The following is a 17,960-nucleotide window of genomic DNA, read 5'->3' on the forward strand; positions in this document are numbered from 1 at the left end:
TCAGATGCCGGCCGCTACCGCCAGGTCGCTCTTGAGGGCGGTCAGGACCGTGTCCGCGGTGCTGCGGGCCCCGGTCAGGGTGGTGACGGGGACGACGACTTCCAGGTAGCACTTGATCTTGGGCTCGGTGCCGCTCGGGCGGACGATGACGCGGGCCGACTCGACGCCGGAGGCCGGGTCACCGGCCAGGGTGTAGCGCAGGCCGTCGGTGGGCGGGAGGGCCTCGCTGCCCTCGGCGAGGTCCTCGGCGAGGGCGACGGTGAGGCCCGCGAGGACGGTCGGGGGCTTCTCGCGCAGGCGCGTCATGGCGTCCGCGATCAGGGAGAGGTCGGCGACGCGGGCGGAGAGCTGGTCGGTGGCGTGCAGGCCGTGGTCGAGGGCCAGGTCGTCCAGGAGGTCGTCGAGGGTGCGGCCGTCCTCCTTGAGGCCCGCGGCCAGTTCGGCGATGAGCAGGGCGGCGGTGATGCCGTCCTTGTCGCGGACTCCGGCCGGGTCGACGCAGTAGCCCAGCGCCTCCTCGTAGCCGTAGCGCAGGCCGTCGACACGGGCGATCCACTTGAAGCCGGTGAGGGTGTCCTCGTAGGGCAGACGGGCCGCGGCGGCGATCTTGGAAAGAAGTGAGGACGACACGATGGACGCCGCGAAGGTGCCCGTCGCCCCCTTGCGCACCAGGTGGACGGCGAGCAGCGCGCCGACCTCGTCGCCGCGCAGCATCCGCCAGCCGGACTCCGAGGAGCGGTCGGGGACGGCGACGGCGCAGCGGTCGGCGTCCGGGTCGTTGGCGATGACGATGTCCGGGCCGACGGACTGCGCTGCCTTGAAGGACAGGTCCATCGCCCCCGGCTCCTCCGGGTTGGGGAAGGCCACGGTCGGGAAGTCCGGGTCGGGTTCCGCCTGCTCGGCGACGGTGGTCGGCGCGGGGAAGCCGGCGCGCGCGAAGGCGGCCGTCAGGACCTCGCGGCCCACTCCGTGCAGCGGCGTGTAGACCACGGACACGTCGCGGGGCCCGTTCGGCGCCACGACGCCGGCCGCCCGGTTCAGGTAGGCCTCGATGACGTCCTCGCCGAGGACCTCCCAGCCGTCCGCGGCCAGCGGCACGTCGGCGAGCGAGCCGATCGCCGCGATCTGGTCGGCGATCTCCGCGTCGGCGGGCGGCACGATCTGGGAGCCGTCGCCGAGGTAGACCTTGTAGCCGTTGTCCTGCGGTGGGTTGTGGCTCGCGGTCACCATGACGCCGGCCACCGAGCCGAGGTGCCGTATGGCGAAGGCGAGGACGGGGGTCGGCAGCGGGCGGGGCAGCAGCGCCGCCCGTAGGCCCGCGCCGGTCATCACGGCCGCCGTGTCGCGCGCGAAGTCGTACGACTTGTGGCGTGCGTCGTAGCCGATGACGACGAGGCCGCCGGTCTGTCCCTGCGCCTTGAGGTAGCCCGCGAGACCCGCGGCCGCGCGGATGACGACGGAGCGGTTCATGCGCATCGGGCCGGCCCCGATCTCGCCGCGCAGCCCGGCGGTGCCGAACTGGAGCGTCCCGGCGAACCGCTCCTCCAGCCCGGCCGCGGCCACCTCGTCACCGGCCTCCACCGCCGTCAGGAGGGCCTCCAGCTCCGCCCGGGTGTCCGGGTCCGGGTCCTCGCCGAGCCAGGTGCGCGCGGCGTGCGTGAGCTGAGTCCTGTCGGTTCCCATATGAGGCTCCTGATCGGGGGGAGGAAGGAAATGGGCGTACGGATGCCGGCGCGGGCGCCGGAAGGCGCCGCCGGGCGGGCCTGTACCGCAAGCCTGCCCGGCGGCGGGGGCCTTCGACCCGTTCGGGCCGGACGACACGAGGCAGACGTCACCGGCCGGACGTCACGGGCCGGATCTCACCGGCCCTGACGTCACGACCCGCGTGCCTCGGGTCGCGGGACCTGAGCGGCACGTCACCGGCCCGGGTGTCACCGGCCCGGGTGTCACCGGCCCGGGTGTGGGCATCCGGCCCGGACGGACGCCCGGACGGACGCCCGGACGCCGGGCCCGGACGCCCGACGGACTACCGGGCCGGACGGCCTACAGCCGGCCGAGGACCTGGCCCAGCAGGCTGCCCATCCGAGTGGCGGACTCGCGGCCGGCCTCGAGGACCTCCGCGTGGTTGAGCGGCTCGCCGGTCATGCCCGCCGCCAGGTTGGTGACGAGGGAGATGCCGAGCACCTCGGCGCCGGCCTCGCGGGCGGCGATGGCCTCCAGCGTCGTGGACATGCCGACGAGGTCGCCGCCGATGGCGCGGACCATGCCGATCTCCGCCGGGGTCTCGTAGTGCGGGCCGGGCAGCTGGACGTAGACGCCCTCCTCCAGGGTGGCGTCCACCTCCTTGCAGAGCGCGCGCAGCCGCGGGGAGTAGAGGTCGGTGAGGTCCACGAAGTTGGCGCCCACGATCGGCGAGGTCGCCGTCATGTTGATGTGGTCGCTGATCAGGACCGGCTGGCCGGGGCGGAAGTCAGGGCGCAGCCCGCCGCAGCCGTTGGTGAGGACGACGGTCTTGCAGCCCGCGGCGACGGCGGTGCGGACGCCGTGCACGACGGTGGCGACACCGCGGCCCTCGTACAGGTGGTTGCGGCCGAGGAAGACCAGGGCGCGGACGCCGTTGATCGTGACCGAGCGCACCATGCCGGAGTGGCCCGCCACGGCGGGCGGCGGGAAGCCGGGAAGCTCGGTGATCGGGAATTCGGCGTCGGCGGTGCCGAGCTGGTCGGCGGCGGGCACCCAGCCCGAGCCCATGACGAGGGCGACGTCATGGGTCTCGGCGCCGGTGAGCTCGCGCAGGCGGGCGGCGGCGGCATCGGCGGCGCCGTACGGGTCGGGGATAACAGAAGCGTTCACGCGCACGAGGGTATCCGGTTCCGGCCTACGCGCGTAGACGTCCTAGCGGAGCGTCTCCCGAATTTCGGATGATCCGCCGATTGACGCCCGTGCCGGAGGGTGGTCGGAACACCGTTCCGGCGCGGCACGGACGGGTCAGCAGGGGCGCTTGCGCAGCTCCATCACGTAGTCGTGCGGCGCGCCGCACGACTCCGCCGCGTCCGCGATCTCACCGAGGTAGCGGGCGTTGGGCAGGCCGCCCTCGTAGTCGTTCAGCACATACGTCCAGGCGGCGACCTCGCCGTCCAGCGTGTGCACCCGGACGGTCGTACGCCGGTAGATGCTCAGCGGGACGCCCTCCCAGCGGTCCATCGACTCCTCGTCGATCGGCGCGATGTCGTACAGCCCCACGAAGACCTGCCGCAGCGGGTCCTCGACCAGGGTCGCCAGGGCGCCCTCCCAGCCCATCTGCTCACCGCCGAAGGTGAGCCGCCAGCCGTCCAGCCAGCCGGTGCCGCGCAATGGGGAGTGGGGGGCGCGGCGGGTCATGAGCCGCGCGTCGAGGTTGCCTGCGTAGGCGGCGTAGAGCGACATGAGGACGAGAGTACGGGAGGGAGGTGAGCCCCCTGTAAGTGAACGCTTGGCGCGTGCGGGACAATGGGGTACGTGACTCGGATCGTGATCATTGGCGGCGGACCCGGCGGATATGAGGCAGCGCTCGTTGCCTCGCAGCTCGGCGCGGAGGTGACCGTCGTCGACTGCGACGGTCTGGGCGGGGCGTCGGTCCTCACGGACTGCGTCCCTTCGAAGACATTGATCGCCACCGCCGAGGTGATGACCACCTTCGATTCCTCGTACGAGGAGCTGGGCATCATCGTCGCGGACGACACCCCGCCGCTGGAGCAGGCGGCGCGTGTGGTGGGCGTGGACCTGGGCAAGGTGAACCGGCGGGTGAAGCGCCTGGCGCTCGCCCAGTCGCACGACATCACCGCCTCCGTCACCCGTGCGGGCGCACGCGTCATGCGCGGCCGCGGCCGGCTGGAGGGGTGCCAGACCGCGGGTGGCACCCGGTGCGTCGTCGTCGAGGCGGCGGACGGAACGTCCGAGACGCTGACGGCCGACGCGGTGCTCATCGCGACCGGCGCGCGCCCGCGCGAGCTGCCGGACGCGCAGCCGGACGGCGAGCGCATCCTGAACTGGACGCAGGTCTACGACCTGGACGAGCTCCCCGAGGAGCTCATCGTGGTGGGCTCCGGCGTGACCGGCGCGGAGTTCGCCGGCGCGTACCAGGCGCTCGGCTCGAAGGTGACGCTCGTCTCGTCGCGCGACCGTGTGCTGCCCGGCGAGGACCCGGACGCCGCCGCCGTGCTGGAGGACGTCTTCCGGCGCCGCGGCATGAACGTGATGGCGCGCTCGCGCGCCGAGTCCGCCAAGCGGGTCGGCGACCGGGTGGAGGTCACCCTGGCGGACGGCCGGGTCATCACCGGTTCGCACTGCCTGATGGCCGTGGGGGCCATCCCGAACACCACCGGCATGGGCCTGGAGGAGGCGGGGGTCAAGCTCAAGGACTCCGGCCACATCTGGACCGACAAGGTCTCCCGCACCTCGGCGCCCGGCGTGTACGCGGCCGGTGACGTCACCGGCGTCTTCGCCCTCGCCTCGGTCGCGGCCATGCAGGGCCGGATCGCGATGTACCACTTCCTGGGCGACGCGGTCGCGCCGCTCAACCTCAAGACGGTCTCCTCGAACGTGTTCACGGACCCGGAGATCGCCACCGTCGGCTACACCCAGGCCGACGTCGACAGCGGCCGGATCGACGCCCGCTGCGTCAAGCTCCCGCTGCTGCGGAACCCGCGCGCCAAGATGCAGGGCATCCGGGACGGCTTCGTGAAGCTGTTCTGCCGGCCGGGCACCGGGATCATCGTCGGCGGTGTCGTCGTGTCGCCGCGGGCCAGCGAGCTGATCCACCCGATCTCGATCGCGGTCGACAACAACCTGACCGTCGAGCAGATCGCGAGCGCGTTCACCGTGTACCCGTCCCTGTCGGGCTCGATCGCCGAGGTGGCCCGCCAGCTGCACACCCGCAAGACCGCGAGCGAGCTGTGACCCGCTGTAAGGCCCTGTAACCCGCCGCGTGACGGAAGATGACCGGAAAGTAACCGGACAGTAACCGGGTGGTGGAGCCGTAACGGCTCTACCACCCGATGGTCTCTTTTGTGCACGACTTCGGTTAAGTGGCGCAAAGTGCTGAAAGCAGACGGTCGTTGGCGTTACTGTCAGTTCCGTGTTCGCTGCAGAACGTCGTCAACTGATCCTCGAAATGGTGCGTGCCAACGGAGCGGTCTCGCTCCGGGAACTCGCCCGTGTCGTCCAGACCTCCGAAGTGACCGTACGGCGGGACGTGCGCGCTCTGGAGGCCGAAGGACTGCTCGACCGCCGGCACGGCGGTGCGGTGTTGCCGGGTGGTTTCACCAGGGAGTCCGGCTTCCCGCAGAAATCCCATCTAGCGACCGCGGAGAAGACGGCCATCGCCGACCTCGCGGCCGGTCTCGTCGAAGAGGGCGAGGCCATCGTGGTCGGCGCCGGGACCACCACGCAGGAGCTGGCCCGCCGGCTCGCGCGGATCCCGGGGCTGACCGTCGTCACCAACTCCCTGCTGGTGGCGCAGGCGCTGGCACACGCGAACCGGGTCGAGGTCGTCATGACCGGCGGCACTCTGCGCGGTTCCAACTACGGCCTGGTCGGCAGCGGGGCGGAGCAGTCCCTCCAGGGGCTGCGCGTGTCGCGGGCCTTCCTGTCCGGTGCGGGACTGACCGCGGAACGCGGTCTGTCGACGTCCAACATGCTCTCCGCGAGCGTGGACCGGGCACTGGTGCAGGCGGCGGCCGAGGTCGTCGTCCTGGCCGACCACACGAAACTGGGCTCGGACACCATGTTCCAGACCGTGCCCACGGATCTGATCACGCACCTGGTGACGGACGAACCGCCGCCCGGTGACGATCGCAGCGCGACCGAGCTCCAGGCCCTCGCGGACCGCGGAGTGCAGGTCGCCGTCGCGACCCTCGTCGGGGCCGACGCCATCGCGGCCGGCCGGCCGCGCCGCGAGATGCCGATGCCCGCGCCTCGGAGGCACCCGCACCCGGGACAGCCGCCGCTGCGCAGCGCCGCGCCGCTCGTGGCCGACCAGCAGGCCGCCAGGATCGCCGACCTGCGGCGCCGTTAGGTACGCGGGAGGAAACCCCGGGCACAGGACGCTTCCGACGCCCTGAGCCCGGTCCACCCCGGGCGATTCCCGACGACGGATCCCGTCACGCCTGCGCGGCGACCGCCGTGGGGGTCCGCAGGCCGTCGAGGGCCAGGTTCATCAGGCGGTCGAAGATCGCCCGGTGCTCCTGGTCCTTCTCCGCTACCAGGACGATGGCGTTCGTCAGCTTGAGCAGGTCGGCGATGGTCGCGTCCGCACGCACCTCGCCGGCCCGCTGGGCGCGCTCCAGCAGCGCCCCGCCCGCCGCGCGCAGCGGCACCTTGCACGCGACCATCTTCGCGTCGTCCGCGGCCATGATGGCCGCCGCCAGCCCGCGGTACATGGTCGAGTGCACGGCGACCATCCGCAGCCACCGGACGAGCGCGTCGGTCGGCGAGTCGGCCGTCAGCAGTTCCTTCGCGCCCACGGTCAGCAGCTCGACCTCCTGCTCGAAGACCGCGTTCATCAGCGCGTAGCGGTCGGGGAAGTGCCGGTAGAGGGTGCCGATGCCGACGCCCGCGTGGCGCGCGATGTCCTCCAGCGACGCGTCGGTGCCGTGCACGATGAAGGCCTGTCGAGCCTCGGCCAGCAACCGGTCGTAGTTGCGCTGCGCGTCTGCCCGCATCGCCACCCGCCTCCCAAGGTCCGATCCCGGAGTCCCGGGGTTCCAGAATGGCATTGTAGAACCGGAGGGTACCTCCGTATAGTTAACGGAGGCACCCTCCGTTTTACTCTCCGCTGGAGGTCTACTCAGTATGTCCACGTCCTTGAGCACGGCTCCGGTCACCACCAACCCCGCCCCGACCCGGCGGCACCACCCGCTCCTCGCCCTCACCGCCATCGTCGGAACCCAGCTGATGCTGCTGCTGGACGCGACCGTGGTGAACGTCGCCCTGCCCGGCATAGGCTCCGACCTGGGCTTCTCTTCCACCGGCATGTCCTGGATCCTGAACGTCTACATCCTGTCCTTCGGCGGTCTGCTGCTGCTCGGCAGCCGGATCGGCGACCTCATCGGCCGCCGCCGCGCTCTGATCATCGGTGTGCTGGCCTTCACCGCCGCCTCCGTGGCCGGGGGGTTCGCCACCGACGCGACGACGCTGCTGATCTCCCGCGGCGCCCAGGGAGCCGCGGCGCCGCGCTGGCCGCGCCCAGCACCCTCGCCCTGCTCACCACGACGTTCACCGGGACCAGCGAGCGCAACCGCGCGCTCAGCGTCTTCTCCGCGATCTCCGGCGCGGGCTCCGCCGTCGGTCTCATCCTCGGCGGGATGCTCACCGAATGGGGATCCTGGCGCTGGGTTTTCTTCATCAACATCCCCGTCGGGCTCGCCATCGCCGCGCTGGCTCCCCGCCACGTCGCCGAGACGGCCCGCCACCCCGGCGGCCGGTTCGACGTCGCCGGAGCGCTGACCGGCACCCTCGGCATGGCCTCGCTCGTCTACGCCTTCATCCGCGTCGCCGACCAGGGCTGGAGCGACAGTCGGGCGCTGACCACCTTCGGCGCGGCCGCCGCGCTGCTCGCCGCGTTCCTGGTCAACGAGGTACGGGCCGAGCGGCCGCTGGTCGTCCTGCGGCTCTTCGCCGACCGCAACCGGGCGCTCGCCTACGGCTGCATGCTGCTCATCCCGGCGGGCATGTTCGGGGTCTTCTACTTCTCGACCCAGTTCCTGCAGGGCGTGCTGGGCTACAGCCCGCTGCGCACTGGCTTCGCCTTCCTCCCGCTGGCGCTCCCGCTCTTCGTGGCCGCCCGCACCGCGCCCCGCGCCCTGGCCCGCTTCGGCGCCAAGCGTGTGGCGTCGACCGGTGCCCTGCTCTCGCTCAGCGGGACGCTGTGGCTCTCGCAGCTCGACGCGGGTGCCGGCTTCGCGAGTGCGCTGCTCGGCCCGCTGGCCCTCATCGGGGTGGGCATGGGCTTCACGATCATGCCGCTCAACACCCTCATCCTGACGGAGGTCCAGCCGCGCGACGCCGGTTCGGCGTCCGGGCTGCTCCAGACGATGCAGCAGATCGGCGGCAGCCTCGGCCTGTCGATCCTCGTCACGGTCTTCGGCACCGCCTCCCGGGGCGCCACCGGCGGCGCGGGGGAGGTCTTCACGGCGGGCGCCACCGCCGCCTTCGCTGCCGCCGCCGTCTTCACCGGCCTGGCGCTGCTGCTGGTGCTGGCCGTGCGGACGCCCGCGAAACGGTGAGGGTGCGGGACGGCGAAATGCCGGGCGGGCCCCTCGGGCCCGCCCGGCATCGTCACTCCACCGGACCGTGGATCAGTCCTTGATCTCGCAGATCAGCGCGCCCGAGGTGACCGAGGAGCCGACCTCGGCCGTCAGGCCCTTGATGGTGCCGGAGCGGTGCGCGTTGAGCGGCTGCTCCATCTTCATGGCCTCCAGGACGACGACGAGGTCGCCCTCGTTGACCTCCTGGCCCTCCTCGACCGCGACCTTGACGATGGTGCCCTGCATCGGGGATGCCAGGGAGTCGCCGGAGGCGGCCGAACCGGCCTTCTTGGTGCTGGCGCGGCGCGGCGCCTTCTTGTTCAGTCCGACCGGCATGGACGCGACACCGAGCGACGCCGGGAGGGAGACCTCCAGGCGCTTGCCGCCGACCTCGACGACCACCGTCTCGCGGGCCGGGGCCTCGTCGTCGTCGCCACCGACCGGCGCGAACGCCGTGATGGTGTTCTCGAACTCCGTCTCGATCCACCGGGTGTGGACGGTGAACGGCTCGGCGGATCCGCCCAGCTCGGGGGCGAACGCCGGGTCGGTCACGACCGCGCGGTGGAACGGGATGGCCGTGGCCATGCCCTCGACGCGGAACTCCGCCAGCGCACGGGCCGCACGCTGCAGCGCCTGCTGCCGCGTCGCCCCGGTCACGATCAGCTTGGCCAGCAGGGAGTCCCAGGCCGGGCCGATGACCGAGCCCGACTCCACGCCCGCGTCCAGCCGGACGCCGGGGCCCGACGGGGGCTGGAACGTGGTGACGGTGCCGGGAGCGGGCAGGAAGCCGCGGCCCGGGTCCTCGCCGTTGATACGGAACTCGATCGAGTGACCCCGCAGCACCGGGTCGCCGTAGCCGAGCTCCTCGCCGTCCGCGATCCGGAACATCTCGCGGACCAGGTCGATACCGGAGACCTCCTCGGTGACCGGGTGCTCGACCTGCAGACGGGTGTTGACCTCCAGGAAGGAGATCGTGCCGTCCACGGCCACCAGGAACTCCACGGTGCCCGCGCCGACGTAGCCGGCCTCCTTGAGGATGGCCTTGGACGCCCGGTACAGCTCGGCGTTCTGCTCCTCGGTCAGGAACGGCGCCGGAGCCTCCTCCACCAGCTTCTGGTGGCGGCGCTGCAGCGAGCAGTCACGGGTGGAGACGACCACGACATTGCCGTGGCTGTCGGCCAGGCACTGCGTCTCGACGTGGCGCGGCCGGTCCAGGTACCGCTCGACGAAGCACTCGCCGCGCCCGAAGGCGGCGACCGCCTCGCGGACCGCGGAGTCGAACAGCTCCGGGATCTCCTCGATGGTGCGCGCGACCTTCAGACCGCGCCCGCCACCGCCGAAGGCGGCCTTGATGGCGACCGGCAGGCCGTGCTGCTGGGCGAACGCCACGACCTCGTCCGGGCCCGCGACCGGGTCCGGGGTGCCCGCGACGAGCGGGGCACCGGCGCGCAGCGCGATGTGACGCGCCGCCACCTTGTCGCCGAGGTCGCGGATCGCCTGCGGCGGCGGTCCGATCCAGGTCAGCCCGGCGTCCAGCACCGCCTGGGCGAACTCGGCGTTCTCGGACAGGAATCCGTATCCGGGGTGGATCGCGTCCGCCCCCGATTCGGCTGCGGCGGCGAGCACCTTGGCGTAGTCCAGATAGCTGGACGCCGGCGTGTCACCGCCCAACGCGTAGGCCTCGTCGGCCGCGCGGACATGCAGCGCGTCCCGATCCGGGTCTGCGTAGATGGCTACGCTGGCGATCCCGGCATCCCGGCAGGCGCGGGCGACGCGGACTGCAATTTCACCGCGGTTGGCGATGAGCACCTTGCGCACGATGGCTCCCTCCTTGAAACAAGCCGAGTTTAGTTACTGACGACACTTCATGCCGAGTCACCCCTACAGGTGAGCTTGCCCACACGGAGGGTGATTCGAGCGCCGGTCGAGCGTCCGAGTGCGTGCAAAATCCACGGTACGAACCCATTCGTCCGGGTGTTGCGGGGCCCTCGGTGTGGCCCATGTCTCTCTGTGTGACCGAGGCCAGGATGGCGGATCCTTTGTGGGTTCTCCACGAATAGGGGGTGGAATCTTTGCTGGTCCGCCACCCCGAAAGGGTGGTGGGGTCACGGACCTTGTCCCGCGGACTACCGGTTAGTAGCCTTCGCCGTGCGTGATACCCGCGGTAACGGTTGCAGATTGAAGGGGGCAAGGTGCGCAGAGGTCTGGCCGCGACCACGGCTGTAGTGCTCGTGCTGGAGGCGCTCGTCATCGCTTTCATCCACCTGGTGCTCGGCCTCTCCGTGCGAAACCAGAACATGTCCCTCGCCGGCCTCGACCCCGACGGCATGGCCATCGGCACCTTCGTCGGCGGCGGCCCTGTTCGCCCTCTTCCTCATCGGCTGTGCCCTCGTCCCCGCGCGAGCGGCGATCCGCAACCGCCCGCCGGGCCGGTTCGGGCGGATCCTGCTCATCGTGTGCGCCGTCCTGCACGGCCTGCTGGGCGCGCTGGTGGTCGGACTGGTCGGCTGGCCCGCCTTCATCTTCATGATGCTGGTCCTGGCGCTCGTCGTCGGCACCCTGGTGGTCTTCCCGGACACCGAGGACAGCGACAGCGCCGCCGCGGGCAAGGGCAACGGCAACGAGCTTCCGCCGCCGACCGCCCCGGCCGCAGCCTAGATCGTCAAGGCCGGAAGCGGGCGGACCCCGGGCCCGTAAGCAGCGCCTACTCGGTCCAGAGGTCGGTGATCCGCACGCCCACGTCGGCCAGCAGCCGCCGCAGCGTCGGCAGGGACAGTCCGATGACGTTGCCAGCGTCCCCGTCGATCCCGTCGACGAACGGCGCCGAGCGGCCGTCCAGGGTGAACGCGCCCGCGACGTACAGCGGCTCGCCGCTCGCGACGTAGGCGGCGATCTCGGCGTCGTCCGGCGTCCCGAAGCGCACGGTCGTCGACGCGGTCACCGAGACCTGCTTGCCGTTCGCGGTGTCGATGACGCAGTGCCCGGTCCGCAGCACACCCGAACGGCCGCGCATGGCCATCCACCGGGCCGTGGCCTCCGCGGCGTCCGCCGGCTTGCCCAGCGCCTCGCCGTCCAGCTCCAGCACGGAGTCGCAGCCGATCACCAGTTCACCGCCGGTCAGGTCCCCCGCGACCGCCGCCGCCTTCGCCTCGGCCAGCACCTTCGCCAGCTCCGCCGGGTTCGCGGCCGTCAGCGCGTCCTCGTCGACGCCGCTCACCACGACCCGGGGATCGAGCCCCGCCTGCCGCAGCAGAGCGAGACGGGCGGGGGAGGCGGAGGCCAGGACCAGGGTGCGGCGGGTGCTCATCGGGCCATCGTAATTCGGGCCGGTGCCGGGAGGTCCTCGGGTCAGGTGCCGGGAGGTCCTCGGCCGGTCAGCCGCGCCAGCCGACCAGGACCATCAGCAGCGGCACGGTCAGCGCGATAACGATCATCATGCGCCGCAGCATCGCCTGCACCTGTCGCATGTCCTCCGGCGGTTCGTCGCGCCGGTCGCGGTCCGACCACAACATGTCTTCCAGGTTGCGCCCGGGAAAAGGCCCGCGCCTGAGTACGGGTACTCAGGCGCGGGCCACGAGGTGACTATTTCCTCGGACGGGTCCCTCGGCGGGGTTCCTCAGCGCGGCCAGTAGGACGTGCGCCAGGCACCGGGACCCGGGGCGGGGGCGGGGCGCGGCACGTTGTGGGCCGGGGCGGCCCACTCGTCCGTCCGCTGCGGGCCGTCGGCGCTGCCCGCCGTCGCGGCGGCCCGCGCCTGGACCAGTGCCACGACGGCGGCAAGCTCCTCCGGGGTCGGATTTCCCCGCTCTACCTTGATCACCACGGGACGGCTCCTTCAGCGGTCGGGGGCGGCTGCGGACTGTCGTACGGTCGGCTACAGGGGGATGTTGCCGTGCTTCTTCGGCGGCAGGCTCTCGCGCTTGTTGCGCAGCGTCCGCAGCGCCTTGACGAGGTGCGCGCGCGTCTCGGACGGCATGATCACCGCGTCGATGTAACCGCGCTCGGCGGCCACGTACGGGTTCAGCAGGGTGTCCTCGTAGTCGGCGATCAGCTGCTGGCGCAGCTCCTCGACCGCCTCCGGCGTCTTGGCCTCGGCCAGCGTGCGGCGATGCAGGATGTTCACCGCGCCCTGCGCGCCCATGACCGCGATCTGCGCGGTCGGCCACGCCAGGTTCAGGTCCGCGCCCAGGTGCTTGGAGCCCATCACGTCGTAGGCGCCGCCGTACGCCTTGCGCGTGATGACGGTGATCAGCGGGACCGTCGCCTCCGCGTAGGCGTAGATCAGCTTGGCGCCGCGCCGGATGATGCCGTTCCACTCCTGGTCGGTGCCGGGCAGGAAGCCCGGCACGTCCACGAAGGTCACGACCGGGATGTTGAAGCTGTCGCAGGTGCGGACGAAGCGGGCGGCCTTCTCGGACGCGTCGATGTCCAGGCAGCCCGCGAACTGCATCGGCTGGTTGGCGATGATGCCGACCGGCCGTCCTTCGATCCGGCCGAGGCCCGCGATGATGTTCGGCGCGAAGAGGGCCTGCGTCTCCAGGAACTCGCCGTCGTCCAGCACGTGCTCGATGACCCGGTGCATGTCGTACGGCTGGTTCGCGGAGTCCGGGATCAGCACGTCCAGGTCGAGGTCCTCGGCGCTGGTCTCCAGGTCGGCCTCGACCGGGTAGGCCGGGGCGTCGGCCAGGTTGTTGGACGGCAGGTACGACAGCAGGGCCTTCACGTACTCGATGGCGTCCTTCTCGTCACCCGCCATGTGGTGCGCGTTCCCGGACGTGGTGTTGTGGGTGCGGGCGCCGCCCAGCTCCTCCATGGCGACGTCCTCGCCGGTCACCGTCTTGATCACGTCGGGTCCCGTGATGAACATGTGCGAGGTCTGGTCGACCATCACCACGAAGTCCGTGATGGCCGGCGAGTACACCGCGCCCGCCCGCGCACGGGCCCACGATCAACGAGATCTGCGGGATCACACCGGAGGCGTGGGTGTTGCGGCGGAAGATCTCGCCGTACATGCCCAGTGAGGCCACACCCTCCTGGATGCGGGCGCCGCCGGAGTCGTTGATGCCGATGATCGGGCAGCCGGTCTTCATCGCCCAGTCCATGACCTTGACGATCTTCTCGCCGTAGACCTCGCCCAGGGCGCCGCCGAAGACGGTGAAGTCCTGCGAGAAGACGGCCACCGGACGGCCCTCGACCGTGCCGTACCCCGTGACGACGCCGTCGCCGTAGGGGCGGGTCTTCTCCAGGCTGAAGTTGGTCGACCGGTGGCGGGCGAGCTCGTCGAGCTCGACGAACGAATCCTCGTCGAGGAGGAGTTCGATTCGCTCCCGCGCGGTCAGCTTGCCCTTGGCGTGCTGCTTCTCCACCGCGCGCTCGGAGCCGGCGTGCGTCGCCTCTTCGATACGGCGGCGCAGATCCGCGAGCTTGCCCGCGGTGGTGTGGATGTCGTGCTCCGGCTCGGCCATGGAGGCGGCTCTCCTGCTCTCGTGGGTCCTGTCGGGTCCTACTTGACTGGCGAGTAACGCTGTTTCGTAGCGTAACGGCGCGACCGCTTCTCCAGCAGTGCGGCGTTGGACACACTCCGTCCACGCCTCATCTCCTAATCTGGACGAATGACGACTCCCAACCGCTGGTCCGACCTGGAGCGCCCCCCTCTCGGTGAGGCCGCGCTGCGCCGCGCGGTCGTCGCGCCGGACAGCTTCTGGACGTCTCTCGACGTCGTCGAGACCACCGGTTCCACCAACAGCGACCTCGCGGAACGTGCCGGGGCCGGCGCCTGCGAAGGCGCCGTGCTCGTCGCGGAGGAGCAGACCGCGGGGCGCGGCCGGCTCGACCGCCAGTGGTCGGCGCCGCCGCGCTCCGGTCTGTTCTTCTCGGTGCTGCTGCGGCCCGCCGACGTGCCGGTGGAGCGCTGGGGCTGGCTGCCGCTGCTCGCCGGGGTCGCCACCGCCACCGCGCTGTCGCGGACGGCCGGCGTCGACACGGCGCTCAAGTGGCCCAACGACCTGCTCGTGACGATCGACGGCGAGGAGCGCAAGACCGGCGGCATCCTCGCCGAGCGCACCGGTAAGGACGGCGTCGTCGTCGGCATCGGCGTCAACGTGTCGCTGCGCACCGACGAGCTGCCCGTCCCCGCCGCCGGCTCCCTCGCCCTCGCGGGCGCCAAGGGCACCGACCGCGACCCGCTGCTCCGGGCCGTGCTGCGCTCGCTGGCCGACTGGTACACCGAGTGGCGCGCGGCGGGCGGCGACCCGGCCGCCTCCCGTCTCCAGCAGACGTACGCGGCCGGCTGCGCCACGCTCGGCCGCGAGGTCCGCGCCGAGCTGCCCGGCGGACGCGAGCTGGTCGGCACCGCGGTCGGCGTGGACGATGACGGCCGGCTGGTGCTCGCCACCGCCGACGGGGAGCAGGCGGTCGGCGCGGGAGACGTCGTGCACATCCGCCGCGCGTAGCGGCCGTCCGCTCGGCCCGCGGCAGCGGGCAGCGGGCCGGCCCCGAGGTGGAATCCCGGCCGCCGGTTGGTCCGCCGGAGCCGCTACGATCCCTGGAACCGATCGGGGCGGTTCACCCGTCCGATGGATCACTGACGTCGGTTCACGGGGGTTAGTACATGGCAGACAAAGACGACGCCGCGCAGCTGAAGATACGCGCGCAGCACCTGCGCGAGTGCGCCAAGCAGGCGCGCTCGGCCGCCCGGACGCTGGGGACGTACCTCGACGGCGTGGTCGGCAAGGCCACCCCGCGCGCGACCGATCCCGCGAAGAACCCGGGCACGGCGATCTGGCACGGGCCGTTCGCCGACCGGTCCACCCAGGCGCTCGTCGGCCGGCACCGCATGCTGCGCGAGATGGCCACGGCGCTGATGGGTGACGCGACCCGATGGGAGAACGCGGCGACGCGGCTCGACGACGAGGCGAAGGCCAAGGAGAAGGCCAAGGCCCCGGCAGGTGGTAACTGATGGCATATCAGGGCTTCGATCCCGTCCAGCTGAAGGCACTCGCGGGGGATCTCGACTCCCTGGCGCAGCACGCCGGCGGGCTGCACAGCAAGTTGGCGGGGCTGCTGACCACCGCCCAGCAGAACCTGCCGCCCGGCACCCGGGCCTCCGTCGACCCGAACCTGCAGGGCCTCGTCGGCGATCTGGTCGCGATGCCGTTCTTCGGCCGCAGCCGGCTGCCGGGAGTGCTCACCGGTGAGCTCGGTGACATGCAAGCCTCGATGAAGCGCCGCATCACGCAGCTGGAGGCACTCGTCGCGTTCCAGAAGCAGGGCTACCCCGTCGACGAGAGCATCGTCTTCCTGGACGAGGCGCCGCCGGACCCCAAGAAGGTCGACGCCGCCCTCAAGGAACTGCAGGCCCTGAACGGCAAGGACTTCGGCAACAACGGCAACCGCGACGACCTGGAGAAGCTCTCCCGGCTCATCGACGGGCTGACCGGGGCCGAGCTCGACGCGATGGTCACCAAGGCGTCCCCGCAGGACCTCGCGCGCTACGGGAAGCTGGCCGACTGCACCGACGACTCCGGCTGGAACCCGTTCGACCACAACGGCCTGCCGACGCAGGAGCGCCTCGACACCCTCGGCCGGATGCTCTCCAAGGTCGGCGCGGAGAACATGGGCAAGCTCACCACCGCTTTCCCCGGTGTGCAGCCGACGTTCGAGAACACCGACGCGTACAAGAACGGCGGGAACTCCCAGAACGGCCAGAACAACTCCGGCATCCACTGGCAGGTCCCGTCGGACCCGCTCTTCAACGGCGAGCCGTCGGCGGACGACATCAACCAGCGCCAGTTCGGCGACTGCTGGTACGTCGCCTCGCTGTCGGCCGTCGCCTTGAAGGACCCCCAGTTCATCAAGGACGGCATCAAGCAGAACGACAACGGCACCGTCAGCGTGCGGATCTGGGACAAGGACGGCAACTACCACTGGGTCACCGTGACCCCGGACCTGCCGACCGACACCAACGGCACCCCGATCAGCACCTACGGCAACGGCGACACCTGGCCGGCCTACTACGAGAAGGCGTTCGCGCTGGCCTACACCGGCGGTGAGGGCGGCTACGGCGGTATCGAGGGCGACGACCCGAAGGCGTCGGCGCCCTATCTGACCGGGCACAACGGCGCGGACATCGACAAGAGCGTCTTCCTGGGGATGGGTTCGCAGGACGACAAGGACCTGAACCACCTGAAGAAGTCGTTCGACGCCGGGAAGGCCGTGACGGTCTCCACGCCGAACGACGAGAGCCTGGACAAGAACTACCCCAAGGAGTGGGGCAACGCCTACCACAGCAACCACGCCTACTACGTGCGCGGTTTCACCGGTGACGGGAAGATCATCCTCGGCAATCCGTGGGGCACGTCGGGCTATCCGCCGCTCACCGTGACCCAGGACCAGTTCAACAAGTACTTCCAGTCGCCCGAGGCGTACGACGTCCCCTGACGAACACGGTGAGCGAGATGACCGAGCACGTGAAATACCCCTTCGAAGTGGACGGCCGGTGGCCGGTCCGCTACCACATCCCCTACGCCGTGGAGCACGACGGACACAGCTACGGCGTCGTGGCCAGCATCTTCGCCGAACCGTCGGTGCACGGCCGGCTGCAGGTGAGCCGGGAGGGAGTGCCCGTCGCCGAGTACGACGACCTGACGGCGGGCGACATCGTGGAGATCACCGGTGACGCGTGGCGCGTCACCGGGGTGGAGTACCGGACCCGCATCGTGCTGGAGCGCGCCGACGCGGGCACGGACGGCAGCGGGAGCGGGGAGACGGCCGATGCGTAGGCACCTGGCACCGGCGGCCGCGGTCGTGGCGCTGCTGGCGCTGGCCGGCTGCGGCTCCGCGTCCGGCTCCGGCGGCGGTACGGACGACCCCACGCCCTCCGGCGGGGGCACGAAGTCCGTGGCGGCGCGGGACAAGGGCCCGGTCTGCGTGGGCACGGCGGCGGCCGACGGGCTGCACGTGCTGCGCGGTGGCGGCTACAAGCTGCCCGGTGGCGGCGCGGTCCGGTACGAGGCGGCGCAGTCGGACGGGACGACCCGCACCGCCACGCTCCGCGAGGGCGCGACCTACCAGGACGGCCAACGGAGCCAGTCGGTCAAGCCCGGCCAGCAGGTCACGTACGCGGGCCACGCCTTCACCGTCAGCCAGATCTGCTCCTACCGGGTGGTGCTGGAGCCGAAGGACGCCGCCGACCGGACCGCGGCGGCCGCCGCGCCCGTGTCCATGAAGTCCGTCGGCGGGGCCGCCGACAGCGGGCTCTGCTTCACCACGAACGCGGCCGTCCGCGCCGCCGCCGCGAAGGGCTTCCCGCCGAAGGGCGGATCCCTGACGCTGATCGACAACGGAGGGCTGAAGGTCTTCCCGACCGGCTGGTCCGTCGTCGCCCTGTCCGTCGATCCGGCGGCGGGGACCGCCCGCTTCACCGCGAACTGCGCCGCGGTGCCGGTGGCGGACTACCAGGACGCGGCGGTCGGCGACCCCGTCGAGCTCGCCGGGGTGGAGTTCACCGTCGGGAAGGTCTCCGGCAAGGTGGTCACCCTGACCCGGACGAGCGCTTAGGTCCTGCACCCATCGCCCGTCCGGCCGCACCTGCCCGGCCCGCCGACGTGGGTACGGGCAGGTGACGTGAGCTACGGCACACCTGCCGTATCGTTGAGGCGGCGCGTCGGCTTGATG

17 protein-coding genes and 2 pseudogenes are annotated in these 17,960 nt (G+C 71.4%); 10 read left to right on the forward strand and 9 right to left on the reverse strand.

What is annotated here, in order from left to right; genetic code table 11:
• From M2266_RS22395 to M2266_RS22405, 3 genes are all read right to left on the reverse strand, one after another.
• Nucleotides 1–1,683: a phospho-sugar mutase gene (locus M2266_RS22395; RefSeq protein WP_277439781.1), complete on the reverse strand. Its 1,683-nt coding sequence runs from the start codon at nt 1,681–1,683 to the stop codon at nt 1–3.
• A gap of 360 nt (nt 1,684–2,043) precedes the next feature.
• Entirely contained in the window at nt 2,044–2,853 is an 810-nt protein-coding gene (locus M2266_RS22400; RefSeq protein WP_277439782.1) for a purine-nucleoside phosphorylase, read from the reverse strand.
• A gap of 135 nt (nt 2,854–2,988) precedes the next feature.
• Nucleotides 2,989–3,426, reverse strand: coding sequence for a gamma-glutamylcyclotransferase (locus tag M2266_RS22405; RefSeq protein WP_138352192.1), 438 nt, complete (start codon nt 3,424–3,426; stop codon nt 2,989–2,991).
• A gap of 63 nt (nt 3,427–3,489) precedes the next feature.
• Between M2266_RS22405 and M2266_RS22410 the strand changes: the two genes are divergently transcribed.
• Both M2266_RS22410 and M2266_RS22415 read left to right on the forward strand, forming a co-directional pair.
• The gene (locus M2266_RS22410; protein ID WP_277439783.1) at nt 3,490–4,938 is read left to right on the forward strand and encodes an NAD(P)H-quinone dehydrogenase; all 1,449 of its coding nucleotides are present in this window, start codon (nt 3,490–3,492) and stop codon (nt 4,936–4,938) included.
• A 178-nt stretch (nt 4,939–5,116) separates the two neighbouring features.
• Entirely contained in the window at nt 5,117–6,055 is a 939-nt protein-coding gene (locus M2266_RS22415; protein ID WP_277439784.1) for a DeoR/GlpR family DNA-binding transcription regulator, read from the forward strand.
• Between the two features lie 85 nt (nt 6,056–6,140).
• On the opposite strand, the gene M2266_RS22420 is transcribed toward M2266_RS22415, so the two are convergent.
• Entirely contained in the window at nt 6,141–6,701 is a 561-nt protein-coding gene (locus tag M2266_RS22420) for a helix-turn-helix domain-containing protein (RefSeq protein WP_277439785.1), read from the reverse strand.
• A gap of 232 nt (nt 6,702–6,933) precedes the next feature.
• Between M2266_RS22420 and M2266_RS22425 the strand changes: the two are divergent.
• Nucleotides 6,934–7,143 (forward strand): annotated as a pseudogene (locus tag M2266_RS22425) (MFS transporter); the annotation flags it as partial.
• 95 nt (nt 7,144–7,238) lie between these two features.
• Nucleotides 7,239–8,264, forward strand: coding sequence for an MFS transporter (locus M2266_RS22430; protein WP_277441304.1), 1,026 nt, complete (start codon nt 7,239–7,241; stop codon nt 8,262–8,264).
• A 72-nt stretch (nt 8,265–8,336) separates the two neighbouring features.
• On the opposite strand, the gene M2266_RS22435 is transcribed toward M2266_RS22430, so the two are convergent.
• Nucleotides 8,337–10,103, reverse strand: coding sequence for a biotin carboxylase N-terminal domain-containing protein (locus M2266_RS22435; RefSeq protein WP_277439786.1), 1,767 nt, complete (start codon nt 10,101–10,103; stop codon nt 8,337–8,339).
• Nucleotides 10,104–10,739: 636 nt separating this feature from the next.
• Here M2266_RS22435 and M2266_RS32410 point away from each other — a divergent pair.
• The gene (locus M2266_RS32410; protein ID WP_346780922.1) at nt 10,740–10,943 is read left to right on the forward strand and encodes a hypothetical protein; all 204 of its coding nucleotides are present in this window, start codon (nt 10,740–10,742) and stop codon (nt 10,941–10,943) included.
• A gap of 46 nt (nt 10,944–10,989) precedes the next feature.
• Here the strand turns inward: M2266_RS32410 and M2266_RS22445 are convergent, their stop codons facing one another.
• The 4 genes and pseudogenes from M2266_RS22445 to M2266_RS22460 all read right to left on the reverse strand — a co-directional run bounded on the left by M2266_RS22445 (nt 10,990) and on the right by M2266_RS22460 (nt 13,750).
• Entirely contained in the window at nt 10,990–11,592 is a 603-nt protein-coding gene (locus M2266_RS22445) for a nucleoside triphosphate pyrophosphatase (RefSeq protein ID WP_277439787.1), read from the reverse strand.
• A gap of 67 nt (nt 11,593–11,659) precedes the next feature.
• A complete protein-coding gene (locus tag M2266_RS22450) occupies nt 11,660–11,797 on the reverse strand; it encodes a hypothetical protein (protein ID WP_277439788.1) in 138 nt (45 codons plus the stop codon).
• 104 nt (nt 11,798–11,901) lie between these two features.
• Complete coding sequence (locus tag M2266_RS22455; protein WP_277441305.1) at nt 11,902–12,105, reverse strand: acyl-CoA carboxylase subunit epsilon; 204 nt, start codon at nt 12,103–12,105, stop codon at nt 11,902–11,904.
• Nucleotides 12,106–12,159: 54 nt separating this feature from the next.
• Nucleotides 12,160–13,750, reverse strand: a pseudogene (locus M2266_RS22460) (acyl-CoA carboxylase subunit beta).
• A gap of 147 nt (nt 13,751–13,897) precedes the next feature.
• Here M2266_RS22460 and M2266_RS22465 point away from each other — a divergent pair.
• The 5 genes from M2266_RS22465 (at nt 13,898) to M2266_RS22485 (ending at nt 17,843) form a co-directional block, all read left to right on the forward strand.
• Complete coding sequence (locus M2266_RS22465; RefSeq protein WP_277439789.1) at nt 13,898–14,737, forward strand: biotin--[acetyl-CoA-carboxylase] ligase; 840 nt, start codon at nt 13,898–13,900, stop codon at nt 14,735–14,737.
• Between the two features lie 158 nt (nt 14,738–14,895).
• Nucleotides 14,896–15,243, forward strand: coding sequence for a hypothetical protein (locus tag M2266_RS22470; protein ID WP_277439790.1), 348 nt, complete (start codon nt 14,896–14,898; stop codon nt 15,241–15,243).
• The gene (locus tag M2266_RS22475; RefSeq protein WP_277439791.1) at nt 15,243–16,724 is read left to right on the forward strand and encodes a C2 family cysteine protease; all 1,482 of its coding nucleotides are present in this window, start codon (nt 15,243–15,245) and stop codon (nt 16,722–16,724) included. The genes M2266_RS22470 and M2266_RS22475 overlap by 1 nt, the downstream gene beginning before the upstream one ends.
• Nucleotides 16,725–16,741: 17 nt before the next feature.
• On the forward strand, nt 16,742–17,065 hold the full coding sequence (locus M2266_RS22480; protein WP_277439792.1) for a hypothetical protein: 324 nt from the start codon (nt 16,742–16,744) through the stop codon (nt 17,063–17,065).
• Complete coding sequence (locus M2266_RS22485) at nt 17,058–17,843, forward strand: hypothetical protein (RefSeq protein WP_277439793.1); 786 nt, start codon at nt 17,058–17,060, stop codon at nt 17,841–17,843. Before M2266_RS22480 ends, M2266_RS22485 begins: the two co-directional genes overlap by 8 nt.
• Nucleotides 17,844–17,960: the final 117 nt, after the last annotated feature.

This window comes from Streptomyces sp. SPB162, from assembly GCF_029504575.1.
Taxonomy (GTDB): domain Bacteria; phylum Actinomycetota; class Actinomycetes; order Streptomycetales; family Streptomycetaceae; genus Actinacidiphila.